The 19,348-nt window shown below is 29.3% G+C and carries 21 protein-coding genes; all 21 read left to right on the forward strand.

Features of this window, described 5'->3' with window-relative positions; genetic code table 11:
* Nucleotides 1-8 precede the first annotated feature (8 nt).
* The 21 genes from ABDZ60_RS16090 (at nucleotide 9) to ABDZ60_RS16190 (ending at nucleotide 19,285) form a co-directional block, all read left to right on the forward strand.
* Nucleotides 9-353: a hypothetical protein gene (locus tag ABDZ60_RS16090; protein WP_343779464.1), complete on the forward strand. Its 345-nt coding sequence runs from the start codon at nucleotides 9-11 to the stop codon at nucleotides 351-353.
* The gene (locus ABDZ60_RS16095) at nucleotides 354-989 is read left to right on the forward strand and encodes a major tail protein (RefSeq protein WP_343779467.1); all 636 of its coding nucleotides are present in this window, start codon (nucleotides 354-356) and stop codon (nucleotides 987-989) included.
* 56 nt (nucleotides 990-1,045) lie between these two features.
* A complete protein-coding gene (gene gpG / locus ABDZ60_RS16100) occupies nucleotides 1,046-1,366 on the forward strand; it encodes a phage tail assembly chaperone G (protein ID WP_343779470.1) in 321 nt (106 codons plus the stop codon).
* A 265-nt stretch (nucleotides 1,367-1,631) separates the two neighbouring features.
* The gene (locus ABDZ60_RS16105) at nucleotides 1,632-4,463 is read left to right on the forward strand and encodes a phage tail tape measure protein (RefSeq protein ID WP_343779473.1); all 2,832 of its coding nucleotides are present in this window, start codon (nucleotides 1,632-1,634) and stop codon (nucleotides 4,461-4,463) included.
* Nucleotides 4,463-5,161, forward strand: coding sequence for a phage distal tail protein (locus ABDZ60_RS16110; protein WP_343779476.1), 699 nt, complete (start codon nucleotides 4,463-4,465; stop codon nucleotides 5,159-5,161). Before ABDZ60_RS16105 ends, ABDZ60_RS16110 begins: the two co-directional genes overlap by 1 nt.
* Nucleotides 5,162-5,206: 45 nt before the next feature.
* Nucleotides 5,207-5,554, forward strand: a complete 348-nt coding sequence (locus tag ABDZ60_RS16115; protein ID WP_343779479.1) for a hypothetical protein — start codon at nucleotides 5,207-5,209, stop codon at nucleotides 5,552-5,554.
* A gap of 75 nt (nucleotides 5,555-5,629) precedes the next feature.
* Nucleotides 5,630-6,013: a hypothetical protein gene (locus ABDZ60_RS16120; protein ID WP_343779482.1), complete on the forward strand. Its 384-nt coding sequence runs from the start codon at nucleotides 5,630-5,632 to the stop codon at nucleotides 6,011-6,013.
* A gap of 40 nt (nucleotides 6,014-6,053) precedes the next feature.
* Nucleotides 6,054-7,832, forward strand: a complete 1,779-nt coding sequence (locus ABDZ60_RS16125; RefSeq protein ID WP_343779485.1) for a phage tail protein — start codon at nucleotides 6,054-6,056, stop codon at nucleotides 7,830-7,832.
* On the forward strand, nucleotides 7,822-9,900 hold the full coding sequence (locus tag ABDZ60_RS16130) for a hypothetical protein (protein WP_343779488.1): 2,079 nt from the start codon (nucleotides 7,822-7,824) through the stop codon (nucleotides 9,898-9,900). Before ABDZ60_RS16125 ends, ABDZ60_RS16130 begins: the two co-directional genes overlap by 11 nt.
* Entirely contained in the window at nucleotides 9,890-10,102 is a 213-nt protein-coding gene (locus tag ABDZ60_RS16135) for a hypothetical protein (RefSeq protein ID WP_343779491.1), read from the forward strand. Before ABDZ60_RS16130 ends, ABDZ60_RS16135 begins: the two co-directional genes overlap by 11 nt.
* Nucleotides 10,103-10,158: 56 nt before the next feature.
* A complete protein-coding gene (locus tag ABDZ60_RS16140) occupies nucleotides 10,159-10,365 on the forward strand; it encodes a BhlA/UviB family holin-like peptide (protein ID WP_016208508.1) in 207 nt (68 codons plus the stop codon).
* Between the two features lie 5 nt (nucleotides 10,366-10,370).
* Nucleotides 10,371-10,565, forward strand: coding sequence for a hypothetical protein (locus ABDZ60_RS16145; protein WP_343779495.1), 195 nt, complete (start codon nucleotides 10,371-10,373; stop codon nucleotides 10,563-10,565).
* A gap of 70 nt (nucleotides 10,566-10,635) precedes the next feature.
* Nucleotides 10,636-11,550, forward strand: a complete 915-nt coding sequence (locus ABDZ60_RS16150) for an N-acetylmuramoyl-L-alanine amidase (RefSeq protein WP_343779498.1) — start codon at nucleotides 10,636-10,638, stop codon at nucleotides 11,548-11,550.
* Between the two features lie 127 nt (nucleotides 11,551-11,677).
* Entirely contained in the window at nucleotides 11,678-13,204 is a 1,527-nt protein-coding gene (locus ABDZ60_RS16155) for an NlpC/P60 family protein (RefSeq protein WP_343779500.1), read from the forward strand.
* 175 nt (nucleotides 13,205-13,379) lie between these two features.
* Nucleotides 13,380-14,066: an Rv1352/Rv1906c domain-containing protein gene (locus ABDZ60_RS16160; protein WP_343779503.1), complete on the forward strand. Its 687-nt coding sequence runs from the start codon at nucleotides 13,380-13,382 to the stop codon at nucleotides 14,064-14,066.
* Between the two features lie 104 nt (nucleotides 14,067-14,170).
* Nucleotides 14,171-14,347 carry a hypothetical protein gene (locus ABDZ60_RS16165; protein ID WP_343779506.1) on the forward strand — a complete coding sequence of 59 codons (177 nt, stop codon included), beginning with the start codon at nucleotides 14,171-14,173 and terminating at the stop codon, nucleotides 14,345-14,347.
* An 89-nt stretch (nucleotides 14,348-14,436) separates the two neighbouring features.
* Nucleotides 14,437-14,646, forward strand: coding sequence for a DUF6290 family protein (locus ABDZ60_RS16170; protein WP_343779509.1), 210 nt, complete (start codon nucleotides 14,437-14,439; stop codon nucleotides 14,644-14,646).
* Between the two features lie 168 nt (nucleotides 14,647-14,814).
* A complete protein-coding gene (locus ABDZ60_RS16175; protein WP_343779512.1) occupies nucleotides 14,815-15,603 on the forward strand; it encodes an ABC transporter substrate-binding protein in 789 nt (262 codons plus the stop codon).
* Between the two features lie 83 nt (nucleotides 15,604-15,686).
* Entirely contained in the window at nucleotides 15,687-16,454 is a 768-nt protein-coding gene (locus ABDZ60_RS16180; RefSeq protein WP_047000791.1) for an ABC transporter ATP-binding protein, read from the forward strand.
* Complete coding sequence (locus tag ABDZ60_RS16185) at nucleotides 16,447-17,235, forward strand: ABC transporter permease (RefSeq protein WP_343779516.1); 789 nt, start codon at nucleotides 16,447-16,449, stop codon at nucleotides 17,233-17,235. Before ABDZ60_RS16180 ends, ABDZ60_RS16185 begins: the two co-directional genes overlap by 8 nt.
* A gap of 223 nt (nucleotides 17,236-17,458) precedes the next feature.
* Nucleotides 17,459-19,285 carry a tetratricopeptide repeat protein gene (locus ABDZ60_RS16190; protein WP_343779518.1) on the forward strand — a complete coding sequence of 609 codons (1,827 nt, stop codon included), beginning with the start codon at nucleotides 17,459-17,461 and terminating at the stop codon, nucleotides 19,283-19,285.
* Nucleotides 19,286-19,348: the final 63 nt, after the last annotated feature.

Here is a 19,348-nt window from a genome sequence, read left to right on the forward strand (position 1 = left end):
GTGAGTATATGGATATTATAGAAATCATAGCAAAAGCATTAGAAAGTATATCATCCAGAGGAATTACAGTAGTACAAGGTTGGTATGACAAAAATATTAACGATACTCACATTACTTTTTGTGAGTTAAGTGATAGAAGTAATAATATTTCTGATGATGAAGAAGAAGATATAATTCATACAATCCAAGTTGACATTTGGTCAAAAAGTGATGAATGGAAATTAAAAAAGGAAATTAAAAGATTAATGATAAATAATGACTTTGGATATATTGATGGACAAGACTTCCTTGAAACTGACACTAAAATATATCATAAAGCACTAAGATTTAATTATTTAGAGGAGGTAAATTAAATGGCAGGTGAAATACAAACTATAGTTAGAAGCAGATTATGCGGATTAAAAGATATTTATGTTGCAGTAGTAAATACTAATGATGGAGTAACATATATAACTGGTACACCAGTAAAGCTTGCAAAAGCATTAAGTGCAAAGGTAAGTGATAAATTTACACAAGAAAAACTTTATAGTGATGATAATGTGGAAGAAATTGTTGAGCAATATGAAGGTACTGATATAGATTTTTCAGTAAATACACTAGCTCCGCAGGATTATGCTGTGTTATTTGAGAATCTATATAAAAATGGATACTTATTAAAAGCTTCAGGAGATGGAGCAAAAGAAATTGCTATTGGCTGGAGAGCTAAAAAGAGAAATGGTAAATATGAATTTACCTGGTATTATTGCGGTAAGCTTGAAAGACCTGAAATGAATTATGAAACTCAAGAAGATAAAGTAAAGACGCAAACAGCAGGGCTTAAAGGATCGTTTTATGCTAGGCAAAAAGAAGATGTTATAGATGGTAAAAAGAAAAATCTTTACGCAATACAAGTTGATGAAAGTAATTTGATTGCAGCAGATACAACAGCAACTGAAGCTATAAGTAACTGGTTTTCAGAAGTCCAAGAATATACAGGAACAACAGTCTAATAATTAATATTTGACCAGGAGTTATTTCTCCTGGTTTAATTTTTGGAGGAATAAAAGTGAAAATAAAGTTAGAGATATTAGAAAATGGTGATTTTATAGAAAAAGAATTTTCGACTATCAGAATGAGAGGTAGAGCATTAAAAAGAATGCTAGAGATACAAGATGTTATGAGTAAAGCTAATGAAGAAGGTATTTTTACTCAAGAGCATTATGATTTAATGTGCGAGTATATTTGTGAGATGTTTGGAGATAAGTTTTCTGTTGATGAGCTTTTAGATGGAATGGATCTTGATGAAATATACCCAGCTTTTATGAAGCTTGGGGAAGAGATAGGCAATAAGACAATGAGGAAAATGGAAAGCTTAATAAAAAAATAAATGGCGGGAGTGAAATAAAAGAAACTTCCGCCTTTGATGACTTCGATAAAGAAAATGGTTATGAAGATACCGAAGAAGAAAATAATAAATGGGTAGATATCTTCTTTTGGATTATTAGATATGCAATAAGAGTTCATAAAATGAGTTATAAAGAATGCATGGATATGGATATTGTTGATTATATAGATTATCTAGAATTTGATATGGTTAGAAATCCTATAGAAAATAATAAAAATGAAGATTTTGATGTATAGGAGGTGAAAATTTGGCAGGTGCAAATATTAAGATTGGTGCTTCAAGTAGTGAATTTCAAACTCAAATGAGGGAAGTAACAAGACAATTAAAGCTTGTTAGTTCAGAATGTGGAGTTGCTACAGAAAAAGCAAAGCTATTTGGTAATGCTCAAGAAAAGTTGTCATCAGTACAAAAAGAATTAACAACTAAAATCCAGGCTCAAAATCAAATTATAGGCATATATAAAGATAGGATAGCTGGTATTAATTCAGAAATTGAAAAGGAAAAGAATAAACAGGAAGAATTAAGCAAAAAGATAGAGGAAGTTACTAAGAAAAAGAAAGAAAGTATTCAAACTACTGGGAAAGATAGTGAAGAAACAAAAAAACTTACAGATGAATTAACTAAATTAAAAAATGAATATGATAAGAATGAGAAAGCTATTGAAACTAGTAATAATAAATTAGTAGATGCAACAACTAAAATGAATAATACTGAAAAGTCTATATTGCAAAATAAAAAGGCTATTGAAGAAATAGATAAGCAAATTTCTAATCTAAAATTAGAAAAGCTAGAAAAAGGTTTTGATAGTGTATCTCAAGCTAGTGGGAAAATGAGTGATAAGTTAAAGCCAGTAAGTACAGCAATAGTTGCAACTGGAGTAGCAAGTGCAACTGCAAGTATAACTTTTGAAGATAGTATGGCAAAGGTTATGACAATAGCAGATGAATCTATAGTTAGTTATGATGATATGAAAAAAGCAATAATAGCTTTATCTGATCAAACAGGAATTTCAGCGAATGAAATTGCTGATAATGTTTATGATGCAATATCATCTGGTCAAAGTACAGGGGATGCAGTTAAATTTGTAACTGAATCAACAAAATTAGCTAAAGCAGGATTTGCGGAAGCAGGACAATCACTTGATTTATTAACTACTATAATGAATTCTTATGAACTTGAAGCAAGTGAAGTAAACAGAGTATCCGATATATTAATACAAACTCAAAATGTAGGTAAAGTAACAGTTGGAGAATTATCGGCAGATATGGGTAAATTAATTCCTACTGCAAAGGCAACAGGAGTTAATTTAGAACAAATAGCAACTGGATATGCACTTATGACAAGCAAGGGTATTAGATCAGCAGAATCAACAACTTATATGAACTCAATGTTAAATGAACTTGGGAAAAGTGGTACAAAGGTTAGTGATTCAATTAAGGAGTTAACAGGTAAGAGTTTTCAGGATTTAATTGCTAGTGGATCATCAGTAGGTGATATATTAAATTTACTTGATGAAAACGCAAAAGCTAATGGAAAATCTTTAGCAGATATGTTTGGTAGTAGTGAAGCAGCAAAAGCAGCTATGATATTAGTTACTGATTCAGGAAAAGCATTTAATGAAACTTTATCTGATATGGGTAATGTAATAGGAGAAACAGATAAGGCTTTTAACACTATTAGTGATACAAAGGGTAATAAATTGAGAATATCATTAAATGAAATTAAGAATAGCGCAATTAATATGGGAGATGCCTTAGCTCCAGTTACAGAAATGATTGCAAATGGATTTAGCAAAGTAACCAAGGTATTGAGTAGCTTAAGTTCTGAACAATTAAAAACTGTTGCTGCAATAGGGGGTAGTATAGTTACAGTAAATTTAGCATTAGGTGCATTTAGTAAATTCACGGCAGGATTAAGAGATACTGTTAAAGCATATAAGGATGTAAAAGAATTTGGAGGAAAGAGCATAGATGTAGTAAAAAACTTTGGAAGTAAGGCACTTGATGGAGCAAAGGCAGCAGGTAATTTTGCAATGAACCTAGGGAAAACTGCACTAGAGTTTGGAAAAACCGCTGTACAATCTGGAATATCAGCAACTCAATTTATTGCTCATAAAGTAGCTACAATAGCAAGTACAATAGCTACTAATACAATGGTAGCAGCACAAGCTGCTTTAAATTTTGTAATGTCTTTAAGTCCAATAACATTAATAATAATTGGGATAACTGCGTTAATTGCAACAATAATTTTATTGTGGAATAAATGCGAATGGTTTAGAAACCTATGTATAGGATTATTTGAAGCTTTAAAGGTAGGATGGGATGTTACAATAAACTTCTTTAAAAATATATGGGAAAGTTTTGTTGCAGCATTTAAAGTGGCATGGGATATGGCAGTTCTATATTTTAAAGTTCAGATTGCAGCTTGGAAAATGGCGTTTGAAGTAGTTGTTAATGGCATTAAATTTATATGGGAAGGTGCTTGCAATATAATAAAAAATGCATGGACTGTTATTGTTAGTTTTTTAAAGAGCTCATGGGAAGGATGGAAAAGTATATTTCAAGTTGTAGGGAGCACAATATCATCAATTTGGAAGGGAATAACTAATGGAATATCTTCCGTATGGGATGGAGTTATAAGTGGTGTTAAAAGTGCTTGGAATGGAATAATATCACCATTTCAAAATGTAGTTAATTCAATAACAAGAATATGGGATGGAATTAAATCTATGTTTAAGCTACCTCACTTTAATATATCAGGTGAATTTAGTTTAGTGCCGCCTAAAATACCTAAGGTATCAGTAGATTGGTATTATAATGGAGGAATATTTAAATCTCCAACTATCTTAGGTGGAATAGGAGTAGGAGATGCATTTAATGGACAAGGATCTAATGCAGAGGCTATTATTCCTTTAGATAGTATGTATAGAAGTATAAGAGGAATTGTAAGAGAAGAAGTTAATGTAAATAAAGAACAAGTTTTTATCGTAAATAACTATATGGATAGTGAACAAATAAGTCAGTATACCTATAAGAAAGTAAATGGGAAACTGGTTCTAAACTCAAGGCAGGTGAGATAATGTTAATAGATTCAATTAATATATCTAGCTTCAATGCTAAGTTATTAAAAGTAGATATTGATACACAAGAGTTAAGCAATGTAAGTGAATGGCCAACTGGTACATTAAACCCTATATTTTTAGAAAATAGGGAAAAATTTAAAAAAATAGAATTAGAGTTAGCATTTAAAGGTGAATCAAGAGATTTAATATTAAACAATATAAGCAATTTCATGAGTAAATTAACAAGAGAAGTTGTACTAACGTTAGATAGCTACGCTAATAAATACAGATGCATTTTATCTGCAAATACAACTGAAAAAACAGTATCTAAACATATGTATAAGAAGAAGTTAACCTTCCTAGGGTATGAATTTGCAAATGAGAAAATCGAAACAATGAATAGGGTAACATCTAAAACTATTAATGTAGCAGGAAATCAAGTAACTCCTGCCATAGTTGAAATTACTCCTAGTATTGCTTTAGTGGATTTAACTATTACAGGGCTAGATGAAGATTTTATTAAGATAAAAAATATAACAGCTAGTAAGAAGATAATTATAAATGGAGAAGATGGAACAGTTATAGTAGATGGAGCAAATAAGTATGGTGATACAGAAATGTGGAGCTTTCCAAGTTTGAAACCAGGAGTGAATACTATAACAGTAGATAAAAGTAGTGTAGATATAACAATAAAATATAAACCAAGGTACATTTAAAGAATGAATATGAATTATCGACAATAATCAAGAGAGGTGATTATTATGTTTGATAGTTCAGGTTTCCTTAAGGCTGGTTATGTTATTGCCATAGCAATGTTTTTGTTTGCTGTCATAATAAATAACAGCAATATAGAGAAAAGTGATTTAGATAATATAAAGAGTGATGAGTTTATTATTAACTTTACAAAATTAATAGTATATGGGTTAATAACATATTTTTCATATAAAGTTTTTACAAGTATTGAGATTGATAATATAGAAAGTCTGCTAAGTTGTGTAGTTAGCATTGCAGCAGCTATTGAAACATCTCATAGCTTGTATAATCTAATTGGAAAATATCTTAGCTATGCTTTTAAAATATTATTAAAATCAATGAATAAGTATAAGTAAAGGAAACTCAATAGGGTTTCTTTTTTTATTTCTAAAATTAATGAGAAATAAAAGAATAATTAGGAGGGAATGTAAATGAATAAAACTAAAATTACCAATATAAATATGGTAAATGGATTAAATACACTAGCAGTTTTAGCAGGTGCTAAATTACCTATAAAGATAAGCTATGCAGTAAAGAAAAATATAGAGATAATTTCTAGGGAATTAAAAGCTTATGAAGAAGAAAGAAAAGTACTTATAAATAAGTATGGTTCAAAAGATGGGGAAGGGAAAATAAGAATAGAAAATAATAAATATATAATAGATGATTTAGAAAACTTCAATAAAGATATATATGAGTTGCAAAGTATAGAAAATGAAATAGAAACTTTTGATATATCTTTAGATCTTCTTTTAAATTCTAATATAGAATTAACTACAGGAGAATTAACAAGCATTGAGTTTTTACTTAAGTAGTAGCTAGAATTATGAAAATTCTAAAGAAAGGAGGAATAAGTTGTTACAATTATATGATGTAAATAGAATTAAGATAAAAGGCTTAGTAGCATATAAAGATTATTGTATAGAAAGTGTTCTTAAAACTGGAGATAAGACACTTTCTTTTTTATATCCAAAAAGACTTGGGAAAGAAATTAAAAATGAGGGATATATAAGAACTAAGACGGATGAATTTGTAATTAAGTCCATTGATAATTCTGGGGATTGGATAACTGTTAATACGTCTTTAAATGTAGAAGATTTAGAAGGTGAAGCAAGGGAAAGTTTTACTTGTTTAGAGGAAACTATAAGCAAGTGTTTAGATTTGGCCTTAGCTGGTACTGGATGGACTGCAAATGTTACAGGAGTAACTAAGAAGAGAACTGTAAGAATGACTAACTGTAATAGTTGGGATATTATACAACAAGCTAGAAAGACTTATTTAGTAGAGTATAAATTTGACACTATAAATAAGATTATCTATGTTAAGGAAAAGCAAGGGCAAGATAAAGGAACTTACTTCACAGAGGATTTAAACTTGAAAAAGTTAGATATAAATAACGATAGTTATGACTTTTTTACAAGGATTAAACCTATTGGGAAAGATGGACTTAAGATTGATGCTAATGGCAAAGACTACTTAGAAAACTATCAATATTCTAAAAAAGTTAAAACTCTTATTTGGAAAGATGAAAGATACACAGTAGCTTCCAGTCTATTAGAAGATGCAACAATAAAGCTTAATGAATTAAGCAAACCTCGTGTAGCTTATGCAGTAGATATTATAGACCTTGCTAAGTTAAATACTAAATATAAAAATATCTTAGATTATAGTTTAGGAGATACCATTTATCTTGTATCTAAAGAAAATGGGGTAAGAGAAAAGCAACGTATAGTTAAGATAAAAGAATACCCAGATGAGCCTGAAAGAAATACATGTGAAGTTGCTAATACGATTTTAAATTTTGAAGATATTCAAAAGGAGTATCAAGATGCAGTAGATACAGTAAATAATATAACTAGCGACAATGGGACAGTAAGCGAAAATGCTATTGCAAAAGCAGTGGAGAAACTTACAATCAATAAAGTTGAAATGAATAAATTCACAGCTCTTGAAGGGACTGTAGGAAGTTTAACTGTAAATAAATTAAATATAGATGTTGCTAATATTAAATTCGCTGAGATAGACACAGCTATAGCTAAGAAAATAGAAGTAACAGACTTAACTGCAGGTAATATAAAATTTGATGTTGCTAGTGGTGGAACATTAGATTTACAAACACTACTTTCTAAATTTGTTACTGGAGAAAACGGACAATTTCTAAACATAACATCTAGTAATACTGTAATAGCAAATGCAGTAATAAAAGATGCAATGATAGATAGTCTTAGCTTAAATAAATTAAAAGCAGGAACAATTAACACTAATACCATTAATTTAGCTTCAGTAGATGGTGGACTTTCTATTGTAGGACCAACAATGCAATTTAAAGATAAATCCAATAAGGTTAGATTACAATTAGGACAAGATGTCTCCGGAAACTTTAGTTTTATTCTAAGAGGTACAGATGGAACTACTACATTAATAGATCACACAGGAATAAAAGAAAAAGCTATTGCTGATGATTTAATAAAATCAAATATGGTTGCAGCAGATGCAATAGGTGAAAAGCAAATAAATTATAGTTCTCTTATTACTGGATTAAATAAAGATACTAATACAAGCTTAATTAAAGCTAGTAAAGTGTCATTGGAGTTTTATTATACCTTCACAAAATATAGCTTCAATGCCGAATAGGATAATCAAAACAGTTATTGTTCCTGTGAATGGGGATAAAACATTTTCAAGAATTGAGTATAGATTGGATAATGCAATAGGAACCTTTACTATTTCAAATTTAAAGGTAGAACTTGGAGAAAATCTTAACCCGCTATGGACACAAGCTCCAGAGGACATAGATTCGAAAATAGAAGTTAATACAACATCTATAAACGTAATGAATAGACAAATAGATACATTAATTAAAGATACAACTATAACAGATGATGGAACTAGTGTTAAACTACAAGATTTTTATTCTGTTTTTAAACAAACATCTAAAGATATTAATTTTAAAGTAGAAAGCCTAGAAACTATGGAAATAAAGGGAGCAAACCTATTATTAAATAGTGGAGCTGAATTAGATTTAAAGTACTGGAATAAACCAGAAAGCAATGGAGAAGTATTAATATCTGAAATAGATGTTTATTATGGTGCTAAAGCTTTTAGAATAAAAGAAACAACAGGTAGTAAGTATCAAACACTAAGACAAAACATAAGTGTTAATCCAAATAGTAAAATTGCTATTAGTGGGTTTGTTAAAGTTTTGCAAGTTGTAAATACTAGTTCATCAGTAAAATTAGCATGTAATTATTATAGAGCTGATGGATCTATTGCAGGGGGTCCTACTCCTATAACATTAAATGTAACTGGAGATTATAAAAAGATTGAATATCTAGTAACCATACCTAGTGATGTTGTTACTTTACAAATAGTATTGCTTGTGCAAGGTGGAGAAGCTACTTTTGATAATATAAAAGTAGAAAAAGGTGTAAAAGCCACAGATTGGACACCTGCTCCGGAGGATATAGATAGTAATATAAATGGTCTTTCTAGTAGAATGGCAACAGCGGAGATAAATCTACAACCAGGGAAGATAACACAATCTATAAGTGATGCAATAAATGGTGGGACTGCTTCTATATCTACAGTAACTACAGTATTAGATAAAACAGGCTTTACTGTAAAAAATGGTGCTATAAAGATATTAAATAAATCTAATCAAGAGGTTTTAACTGGAGATACAAATGGTAATTTAACTATAGCAGGAACATTTATAAATAAGAATTGGAATGGTGTTGATGCAATAAAAATACAAGATACAAGCATATATTTTTATGATTGGGAACGTAATGGAAGGGAACTTGGAATAATATATAGTTCTTATTTAACAGACTATCCAAATGTAAGAGGACTTTCTCTAGCACATCACAATGAAGGATATATGACTTTAGGTTATAGGAGGCCGGATGGAACATATGGTTCATATATTGTATTTGATAAGTATGCTAAAAATCCTACTTACCCATCACCTATAAGAGTACTTGAGAGTGCAGTATTTAATTCAGCTGTAAATTTTCAAGATAGGGTTTATACACCAAATGCTATTTATTTGGGATCTAGTGCTGGATCAAATGTACCAATTATTTTCGGAGCGCAAAATAAATTAGTTATGCAAGTTTCAGTTACCAATAAAGATGATGGATTAAAAGTACAATCAAATACCGGTGGTATACTAGCTTATATTTTAGCAGGGAATAATTACCCTACTTACTTTAATACTAACACATATATAAATGGTAACTTTGCAGCAACAGGATCTAAGGCTAGGTTAGTTAATGCGCAAAATTACGGTGGAGTAAAATTAAATGCCATAGAAAGCGCAGATGCTCTATTTGAAGATATAGGAGAAGGAGTTATAGATAAAACCGGATTATGTTACATCTATTTAGATCCAATTATGGCAGAGACTATTAATACTAAATGTAGTTATCAAGTATTTTTGCAGAAGTATGGAGAAGGCAATTTATTTGTATTAGAAAGAACAGAAAACTACTTTGTAGTAAAAGGTACTTCTAACCTTAAATTTGGATGGAGATTTTCAGCTAAGCAAAAGGGATATGAAACAGAAAGGTTAGAACAAGAAAGAATAAATATAACAGAAGAATACTTAAATAATATAGAACACGATAAAGAAGTAAATTACGATGAGTTAGCAAGTGAGTATTTTAATTATTATGAAATGGAGTTGATTAATGTTGTCTAACATAAAAAAAATAACAAGCTTTACAGCACATACAACAGCAGAAGGGGAAAGACTTAGCTATACCTATTCAGAGATAGATGAAAATGGAACTCTGGTTAAATCTAATGAAAGAGCTACTTGTATAGTATTAGATTCTGATATTCTTGATAGCATAAGTAAAATAAATAAATTCTTATTAGACAGAGAAAATTCTATAAATTAATAGCTAAGAACTTACAAATGTGGGTTCTTTTTATTTTATAAGAAAGCGGGTGTAAGATGGATGCTTTAATGCAAGCAGCAATAGGACAAGGATTAGGATATGCATTATTTGTATTTCTATTAATCTATGTTCTTAAAACAACAGGGGAGAGAGAAAAGAGATACCAGGATCTATTAGATGCAATGGCAAATAAGTTTAGTGTTGTTGAAAATATTCAAGAAGATGTTAAGGAAATAAAAATTAAAGTTGAAGAAAGGAAGTGATAAAGATGGAAACATTAAAGAAATTATTACAAATTAAAAAGATAATAGCTTTGATATTAACTATAGTATTTTCAATATTAGCTTTAAAGGGTTTAATAGGAGCTACTGAATTTTTAACTATATTTAGTATGGTTATAGCTTTTTATTTTGGACAAAGTTCAACTAGACAAGCTATAAAAGAAACTAAAGAGCAAGAGTAAATTTTGCTTCTTTATTTTGAACAATAATATAATACTTTTCATAATATAAATTACAAGGAGGCTGGTAAATATGAAAATAACAGTAAGGGGAGGACACAACTTTCAAGCACCAGGAGCAAGTGGATTAATAGATGAAACAACAGAAGATAGAAAAGTAAAAGATTCTGTAATTAAGTATTTAGGTCAATTAGGTCATGAGGTACTAGATGTAACTCCAAGCAATATGGATTCAAATAGTGATTTAGTCTATGGCGTAAATAAGGCTAATAATTGGAGTGCAGATTTATTTATATCAATTCATTTTAATAAAGCGTACGATAGCTATAATGGCGCAATAGGAACTGAAACATGGGTGTATAGTAAGTCAGATAATATTAAACTAGATGAAGAAGTAGCAGCAAGAATAGTAAATGCTATAGCTGGATTAGGATTTGTAAACAGAGGAGTAAAAGAAAGTAATCAGCTATATGAACTAAGGGCAACTAATATGGCGAGTATTATTGTGGAGGTATGTTTTGTAGAAGCTACAGAAGATGTCGCTTTATATAAAAAATTAGGTCCAGACAAAATTGGACAAACTATTGCAGAGGCAATAGCAAATAAAAAAATAGAAGTTAGTAAATTTCCATTGCCATTAAAAATGAAAGAAGATGCAATGTCATATGATGGAGAAGTTAAGATATTTAACAAGGGAGATTTATTAACTGCAGATGCTGAAAATCAATGGGCCTACGCTATAGAATTAGATGGGAAAAGGTGTTGGGTAGAAAAAGAAAATGTTAAGTTGATAGGATTAACTGATGAAAGATATAGAAGATTTAGACTACAAGTAACAGAATATCCATGTAGAGTATGGAGCAAAGAAATAAAGCCATTCTACACTAATGAATTAATAACTGCTAGATTTGAAATGAGTGGTTATTACGCTTTAGATATAGATGGTGCAAGAGCTTATATAAGAAAAAATGCAACAGTTAATAGATAATTATTAAGGATAGTAGGTGGGAGAAATCTTACTTACTATCCTTTATCTTTGAGGGTAAAAAGAATATTATTTATTTAATTTACATAATATGGTAATATGTAAATATAAAATAGAAGGGGGTAATTTAATGATTAAGAAAAAACTTAGAACATTTTTAGCTGTTGCGGTTTTTACATCAATTTTTTCATTAGGTTTTTTACATTCAGAAGAAGCCAAGGCATATAATGCTGGAGGAGATGGAATAATCAGAATTAACTCTTGGGATATCAATAATTTTAATAGTACAGCAGATTTATGGACTCAAACTAGAGCTAATTATGATCCAGAAGAAGTAAAAGATAGAGTTGTATCTGGAGATTTTGATGGTAATGGCAAAGATGAAATTGCTGCATTTTATGATTATGGAAATTCAACAACAAAAATGCATCGTTTCTATGAATCTGGTGGAGTTTACCAGTCGCCTACAGCTTGGAGTTCTTGGACTGGAAAATTTAATGCTGATAGTATTACAGGAAGGGTGGTATCAGGTGACTTTAATGGAGATGGGAAGGATGAAATAGTAGCACTTTATGACTATAAAGATGCAACTGTAACTATGTTTCAATTTTCATTAAATTCAGATGAACAAACATTTAGTGATAAATCAGTATGGAGTTCAAAGAGTTTTACAGGTGATAGGGTTACAGCTATGGTAGCTGGAGATTTTGATGGAGATAGAAAAGATGAAGTGTTAATTTTCTATGATTATGGAAATAATGTTACTGGAATGTTCGAATTAAAAATGAATTCAAATGGAACTTTTACAGATAGGTATGCGTGGGAATGCAAAACATACAATTCAAACTGTATGAGAAATAAAACAGTAGCAGGTGATTTCAACGGGGATGGTAAAGATGAGGTAGCAATGTTCTATGATTATGGGAATGCAACAACAAAAGTATGGTCTTTATATAATACAAATAATGTATATTCAGACAAACTAACTTGGGAATCATCATCTTTTGCGGCATCTCAAATAGATGGAAAAGTAGTAGCAACACATAATAAAAATGGAAGTAAAGACAAAATAATAGCACTATATGATTATAGAAACAATGTAACTGGAATATTTACATTAGAAATGAATGATAATAGTAAGTTTACTGATAGAAAAATAAATGATCTAAATAATTATGAGGCAGATAGGATAAAAGGTAGAGTTACTGTTGGAAACTATAATGGACAAGCTATTAGATTAGCTGCAATGTATGATGGAACTGTAGTACAATCACAAACTCAGGGAGAAAAGGTAGTTGCTGAAGCAAAGGAGCATTTAGGCAAGCCATATGTTTGGAGTGCAACTGGTCCAAATAGTTTTGATTGTTCTGGATTTACTCAATTCGTATATAGGGAATCAGTTGGTATATATCTACCTAGAGTAATTTCATCATATATGTCAAGTCAAAGAGGTGTTGGAACCAAAGTATCAAATATAAGTGATCTAAGAGTAGGTGATTTAGTTATAACTAATAATTATAATCATGTTGGAATTTACGTAGGAAATGGTCAATATATAAATGCACAAGGAGATGACCTTGGTAATACTCCTGGCTTAGCTTATAAAGTTGTAATTTCAAATATTTATGGTTTTAATGAAGGAAGAAGAGTTTTATAGATATAAGATTAATAAAATAAATAGCATAATAAAAAGGCTAATAGGTAAGAGAAATCTTATTTAATAGTCTTTTTATTTTAGATAAATATAATTAAACAAGAAAGAGTAGTGACAAAATTTAAATATTGACATAATTTACATATATTATACAATATAAAAGAGAGGGGATGAATTTATGAAAAGGGAAGGAAAAAAGAAAAAAATTTATAAAAGATGGTGGTTCTGGTTAATTGTAATAATTATCTTTATTTTAAGTGTACCTAAAGGAGAAAAGGACAAGGATAATACAGGGAATAATACACAAATAACTTCTTCAGATACAAATACAGATAACAAAGAAAATGAATCTAAACAAGATGAAAAGGAGCAACCAAAAGAAGAAGATTCTAAAATTAAATCAGGAACGTATAAAATTGGTACAGATATTCCAGCTGGTGAATATCTAGTTATTTCAAAATCATTAACTTATATTGAATGTGCTAGTGATAGTACTGGAGCATTAGAAAGTATAGTATTTAATGATAATTTAACAAGTGGTAGTAATAGTTATGTTACATTAAATGATGGAGAATACTTTAAAATGACAGGAGCTGATATGTATCCAGTTGCCTCAGCACCATCAGTTGTTCCTAAAGATGGAGAATATAAATCTGGTATGTATAAAGTAGGTACAGATATTCCTGCAGGAGAATATAAAGTAATATTAGATAGTTCAAGCGGATTTGGTTATTACGAGGTATCTACTGATAGTAGACATAATATAGAAGGTATTGTTACTAATGAAAATGTTCAAGCAGATACTTATTTGACAATTCAAGAAGGGCAATATCTAAAGATGTCAGGATTAAAAATACAAAAATAAATAAAAAGGTACATAGACTTTCTATGTACCTTTCCATTTTGTGGTTCTACAACATATTACTTCGGCATGCAATGTACTACTAAGCAATATTTAGGAGATGCAATATGGCAGAAATAATAATAATAATAATAGAGTTCTCTAAAAATAAGGAAAAGGAATTGAAGCTTTATAGCAAGTTACAAGAGTATTCAGTTCCATCTGTAACAGTTAAGGATATGTTACTAGGATTAATACCTTTGCCAGATATAATTCATGCCAATGTAATGCAAAAAGAGGAATAAAAAGTAATGGAGTATGTCCGTAATGTCCATACATGTACGGACAAGCCTATATTTTTAATAACTAATTAAAATAGACGTGGGGGAGAGCAATGAGTAAAATAATGGAGTTGATCAATTTCATCTTTAAAAAGGAAGAAAAGGATATAATATTAGATGAGAGATTTGAATTTAGACTTAATTCTAAAGAAAAACAATTAATCAAAAAGTATTGTGATTTAAAACATATTTCAGCTAGTGAATTCTTTAGATCTCTAGCCATAAAGGAAATAGATAATTTTATTAAATGCAACGGAAGATAATAATAAAATAAAATATTATAATTAATTAAAAATCTAACTATATATAATGAAGAAATCCAAATCAAAATAAATTAAAGACAATTCATATATTCATTTCTTTAGATAGCTCGTATCTAAATTTAATTTCATATAAATACTTGTGTAAAAGAATGTGTTGCAGACAAAACAATGCAGCAACTTTTAAGTAAAAATGTAGATATAGGTTTCTCTGGACCTGAGCAAGCAATATATATACACAATCAAGGTAGAGAAGATTATCCAGTATTATTTGCACAACTAACCAAAACAGATGGATCATTTTTAGTTGGTAGAGAAGAAAATCCAAATTTCAAATGGGAAGACTTAAAAGGGGTTGAAATAATAGGGGCAAGACCAGGTGGAATGCCACAAATGGCTTTTGAGTATGTGTTAAGAAATCACGGATTAGACCCTAGAAAGGACGTATCATTAGTAACTAATATCGACTTCACAGCAACAGCTGGAGCCTTTAAGTCAGGAGTTGGAGAATATGTTAATTTATTTGAGCCAACAGCTTCTATGCTTGAAAAAGAAGGTAGTGGAAAGATAATAGCTTCAATTGGAGAAGCCGTTGGAGATTTACCATATACTTGTTTTTATACAACTAAATCTTATATGGACAAGAACCCTGAAATAGTACAAAAATTTACTAATGCAATATATAAAGGACAAAAGTGGGTTGAAACACATAGTGATGAAGAAGTAGCTAATTCAATAATTTCATTTTTCCCTGGGACTGATAAAGAGATAATAGTCTCAGTTGTTAAAAATTATAGAAAAATAAATGCAATAGCAACTAATCCATCAATTGCAGAAGAAGATTTAAATAGATTAATGGATGTAATAGAAGGTTATGATAGTAGTTTGTTACAAGACAGACCTGAATTTGAGAAGATTGTTAATAATACTTTTGCGGAAGAAGCCGTAAAATCTAAATAAATTTTTAATGGAGCTGTCTTTCTGACAGCCCCAATAAACTTCTTTCTATCAAGATTTACATAAATTAGAAAGGGGGCACAAATTTGAGTTTAATAAATATATCAAATGTGAGTTTAACGTATCATTCTTTAAAAGATGAGACAAAAGCAATAGAAAATTTAAATTTTTCAATAGAAAAAGGAGAATTTGTTAGTATAATAGGTCCATCAGGATGTGGAAAATCAACACTTTTAAATATTATTAGTGGACTGTTAAAACCATCTGAAGGGGATGTATTATATACAGATAAAGATATAAAAAATAGATTAGATAAAATGGGATACATGTTTCAAAAAGATTATTTATTTGAATGGCTTTCAGTAAGAAGCAATGTATTATTAGGGTTAAAGATTAAAGGCTTAGATAGCAAAGAAAATATAGATAGAGCAGATAGGTTGTTAGAAAATTATCAGTTATCAAAGTTTAAAGACCATAAACCAACAGAGCTTTCCGGAGGAATGAGGCAAAGGGTTGCTCTTATTAGAACTCTTGCGCTAAATCCAGATGTACTTCTTTTAGATGAGCCTTTTTCAGCTTTAGACTATCAGACAAGACTTAAAGTTTGTGATGATGTGAAAAGCATAATAAAAAGAGAAGGAAAAACAGCAATTATGGTTACACATGATTTAGGAGAAGCGATAGCAATTTCAAATAGAATAATAATCCTTACTAAAAGGCCAGCAAACTTAAAATTAGATGTGGAGATAAACTTTAAGAATACTGAAGCAACTCCATTTCAAAGGAGAAAAGAGCCAGAGTTTAACGAGTACTTTAATTTATTATGGAAGGAGCTTGATGCAGTAAATGAGTAAAGAACATGAAGATTATATAAAAAAAATAAAAAGAGATAGAATAAAAGTAGCTATATTTAGAATAGCCATATTAGTAGTATTCATTGCTTTATGGGAAGTTGCAGCAAGATTAAAGTGGATAGATCCTTTTTTAACATCGAGCCCTACTAGAATAATTAATTCATTTTTATCTTTTGTAAAAGAAGGAACACTTTTAAAGCATATATTAGTAACCTGTTATGAAACTGTATTAGGTTTTATGTTAGGAACATTACTTGGAGCCTTTATAGCTATTATATTATGGTCATCCCCTTTTACATCAAAAGTTTTAGATCCATACTTAGTAGTGCTAAATGCATTGCCAAAGGTTGCACTTGCACCAATTGTAATATTTTGGGTGGGTAATGGGATGACAGCTATAATAGTAATAGCACTTCTTATTTCAATAGTAACAACAATAATAACAGTTTTAACTGGATTTAATGAAGTTGATAAGGGAAAACTAAAGCTTATGCAAACACTTCAAGCAACAAAATTTCAAACATTAAAATATCTTGTATTTCCAGCTAATATCCAGGTTTTAATTTCTGCACTTAAAATAAATGTTGGATTATCCTGGGTAGGTGTAATTATGGGTGAATTTTTAGTTGCAAGAGAAGGCTTAGGATTCTTAATAGTATATGGTGGTCAAATTTCACAGTTAGATATGGTTATGATGAGTATAGTAATTCTTTCTATAATAGCCTTTGTTATGTATAAAGTTGTTTCGAGATTAGAAGAAAAATTAAAGAATATTAATTAATGTTGATTTTAAAAAGCTAATAGTAGTATATATTATTAGCTTTTTAAATTTAATTTTAATATGTTGTTAGCACTAAATTTTTACATTTTTATTTAATTTACTTAAAAAAAAGTTAGTTAATGGGGAATTTTTGTAAATATTTCAATTGTAAATATTAAAAAAATCTGCTAAAATGTATATTAGCTTATAATTATGTAGATTAAATGAAAAGGTGGAGAGAGTCATGAATGAAATAAAAAAACTTTTTTCTACTACAAAAAAGTATCTGAAATCGTTTTTTAGAAAACTTAGCAAAGTAATTAATAGGACAAGTGCTAATTTAATAGATAAATATAGAAAAGCTAATAAAAAGAATAAGTATGTAGAACCTATTGTCATCATAGGGGGCTCATGTATCATAACACTTATTATGATACTATGTATAAAAGGATTTACCACAGTTGAAGAAGTTGACATAACCCAAAATAGAGCTGAATATCTATATTATGAAAATAAATATGATGAAGCAATAGAAGAATATAATAAAATGCAAAAAGATGATAATTGGCCAATATGGACAGTTAAGGCTGCTGATATATATTCCTTAAAAGGGGATGTTAAGAAATCAAGTTCTCTTCTAAAGGAATCAATTATAAAGAGAGATAGAATAATAAAAGAAGAGGGCTTTGATAAGTATAGGGATAAAGATATAGAACTAATTAATTCAATGCTATTTACTTTTATTATGAATAAAGAATATGATGAAGCTATTTCATTTGGAGAGAAATACATAAATGACTATGGTTCTAATAAAGATATATTAAAAACTTTATTTTCAGCTTATATAGCTAATAATCATATATACAAAGCAGAAGGATTAACAGAAAATTATCCTTTGGATAAAAATTCTTCTTATGATATATGTATTTTGTCTAATATGAATATGCTAATAAATAGATGGGAAAATGGATTAGAATTATTAAAAGATGCATGGAATTTAGATAGAAATGAAATGAAAATATATGATGTTATAGACGATATGTATTCATTTGATAAAGATATGTTAATTAAATCTATAGAGAAAAAAATAGAAGCAAATCCAGAAGAAGCAGCATATAAAATGATGTTAGCAAAAGCAAATTCTATTTCTAAAGAGAATATAGGAAAAGCTGAAGAATTAATTATAAAATTAGAAGATGAAAATATAAATGGAATATCAACAGATTATATAAATTTTGAAATATTTAAAAATTCTAACAGAGAATCGGAAGCAGAAGATTATTTGGGTGATGCTGTAAGAAAAGCAAGTAATGATAAAAAAGATTCATATATAGAGTATTATTTATCTTCATTAAGATCTTTTTACAATGAGAAATATGATGAAGCCTTTAATCTAGCTAAAAAGAGTATAGTTAAAAATAATAATTATCCTAACAGTTATGGAAGTTTGATTACAGATATATTATTAAAAAAGGGAAATATTAAACCAACTGAAGCGTATTTTAGGACAGCAATGCAAAAAGAGCCTTATAATTATGAAACAATAATGAGAATAGCTAATTATTATTCTAATTATGAGTCAAATAATGAAAAAGCAAGAGATTATTATTCATTAGCATTAAATATAAAAGTAGATAATAGTAAATTATATTACAAATTGGCTAGGCTAGATATAATTGATGAAAAATGGGATGATGCAGCATTAAATTTGAAAGAAGCTATAAAGATAGAAAAAGATAATCAGGAATATTATAGAACTTTAGGAGCTGTATATTTAACCCAAGGAAATAATGAAGAAGGAATCAACTTAATACGTGAAGCTTATGCAATGAATGAGAAAGATGTAATTTCCCTAAATAATGCTGGATGGTACTATTTAATGGTAGAAAAAGACATAGCAAGAGGATATGAAAATATAAAGGCGGCTTATGAGGAAATTTCTACAACTATGGATGAAGCAACTAAAAATACCATTGTAGGAAATTATAATAAATCAAAAGAAATTTATGAACAATTCTTAAAAGATAGTTCACAGGACTTTAAATTATCAGGAATAAAGTTAGTTTACTAAAAAGTGCCTAAGGGCACTTTTTTCTATTAAAAATTTATAAAAAGTAGTTTATATGGTAAACTT

Source organism: Clostridium sartagoforme (genome assembly GCF_039521405.1).
Lineage (GTDB): Bacteria > Bacillota > Clostridia > Clostridiales > Clostridiaceae > Clostridium > Clostridium sartagoforme.

Excerpts from the sequence above, each read along its gene's own strand:
- ABDZ60_RS16090 (WP_343779464.1), top strand. The coding sequence starts at position 9 with ATGGATATTATAGAAATCATAGCAAAAGCATTAGAAAGTATATCATCC.
- ABDZ60_RS16095 (WP_343779467.1), top strand. The coding sequence starts at position 354 with ATGGCAGGTGAAATACAAACTATAGTTAGAAGCAGATTATGCGGATTA.
- ABDZ60_RS16110 (WP_343779476.1), top strand. The coding sequence starts at position 4,463 with ATGTTAATAGATTCAATTAATATATCTAGCTTCAATGCTAAGTTATTA.
- ABDZ60_RS16115 (WP_343779479.1), top strand. The coding sequence starts at position 5,207 with ATGTTTGATAGTTCAGGTTTCCTTAAGGCTGGTTATGTTATTGCCATA.
- ABDZ60_RS16120 (WP_343779482.1), top strand. The coding sequence starts at position 5,630 with ATGAATAAAACTAAAATTACCAATATAAATATGGTAAATGGATTAAAT.
- ABDZ60_RS16130 (WP_343779488.1), top strand. The coding sequence starts at position 7,822 with ATGCCGAATAGGATAATCAAAACAGTTATTGTTCCTGTGAATGGGGAT.
- ABDZ60_RS16135 (WP_343779491.1), top strand. The coding sequence starts at position 9,890 with ATGTTGTCTAACATAAAAAAAATAACAAGCTTTACAGCACATACAACA.
- ABDZ60_RS16140 (WP_016208508.1), top strand. The coding sequence starts at position 10,159 with ATGGATGCTTTAATGCAAGCAGCAATAGGACAAGGATTAGGATATGCA.
- ABDZ60_RS16145 (WP_343779495.1), top strand. The coding sequence starts at position 10,371 with ATGGAAACATTAAAGAAATTATTACAAATTAAAAAGATAATAGCTTTG.
- ABDZ60_RS16150 (WP_343779498.1), top strand. The coding sequence starts at position 10,636 with ATGAAAATAACAGTAAGGGGAGGACACAACTTTCAAGCACCAGGAGCA.
- ABDZ60_RS16155 (WP_343779500.1), top strand. The coding sequence starts at position 11,678 with ATGATTAAGAAAAAACTTAGAACATTTTTAGCTGTTGCGGTTTTTACA.
- ABDZ60_RS16160 (WP_343779503.1), top strand. The coding sequence starts at position 13,380 with ATGAAAAGGGAAGGAAAAAAGAAAAAAATTTATAAAAGATGGTGGTTC.
- ABDZ60_RS16165 (WP_343779506.1), top strand. The coding sequence starts at position 14,171 with ATGGCAGAAATAATAATAATAATAATAGAGTTCTCTAAAAATAAGGAA.
- ABDZ60_RS16170 (WP_343779509.1), top strand. The coding sequence starts at position 14,437 with ATGAGTAAAATAATGGAGTTGATCAATTTCATCTTTAAAAAGGAAGAA.
- ABDZ60_RS16175 (WP_343779512.1), top strand. The coding sequence starts at position 14,815 with ATGCAGCAACTTTTAAGTAAAAATGTAGATATAGGTTTCTCTGGACCT.
- ABDZ60_RS16185 (WP_343779516.1), top strand. The coding sequence starts at position 16,447 with ATGAGTAAAGAACATGAAGATTATATAAAAAAAATAAAAAGAGATAGA.
- ABDZ60_RS16190 (WP_343779518.1), top strand. The coding sequence starts at position 17,459 with ATGAATGAAATAAAAAAACTTTTTTCTACTACAAAAAAGTATCTGAAA.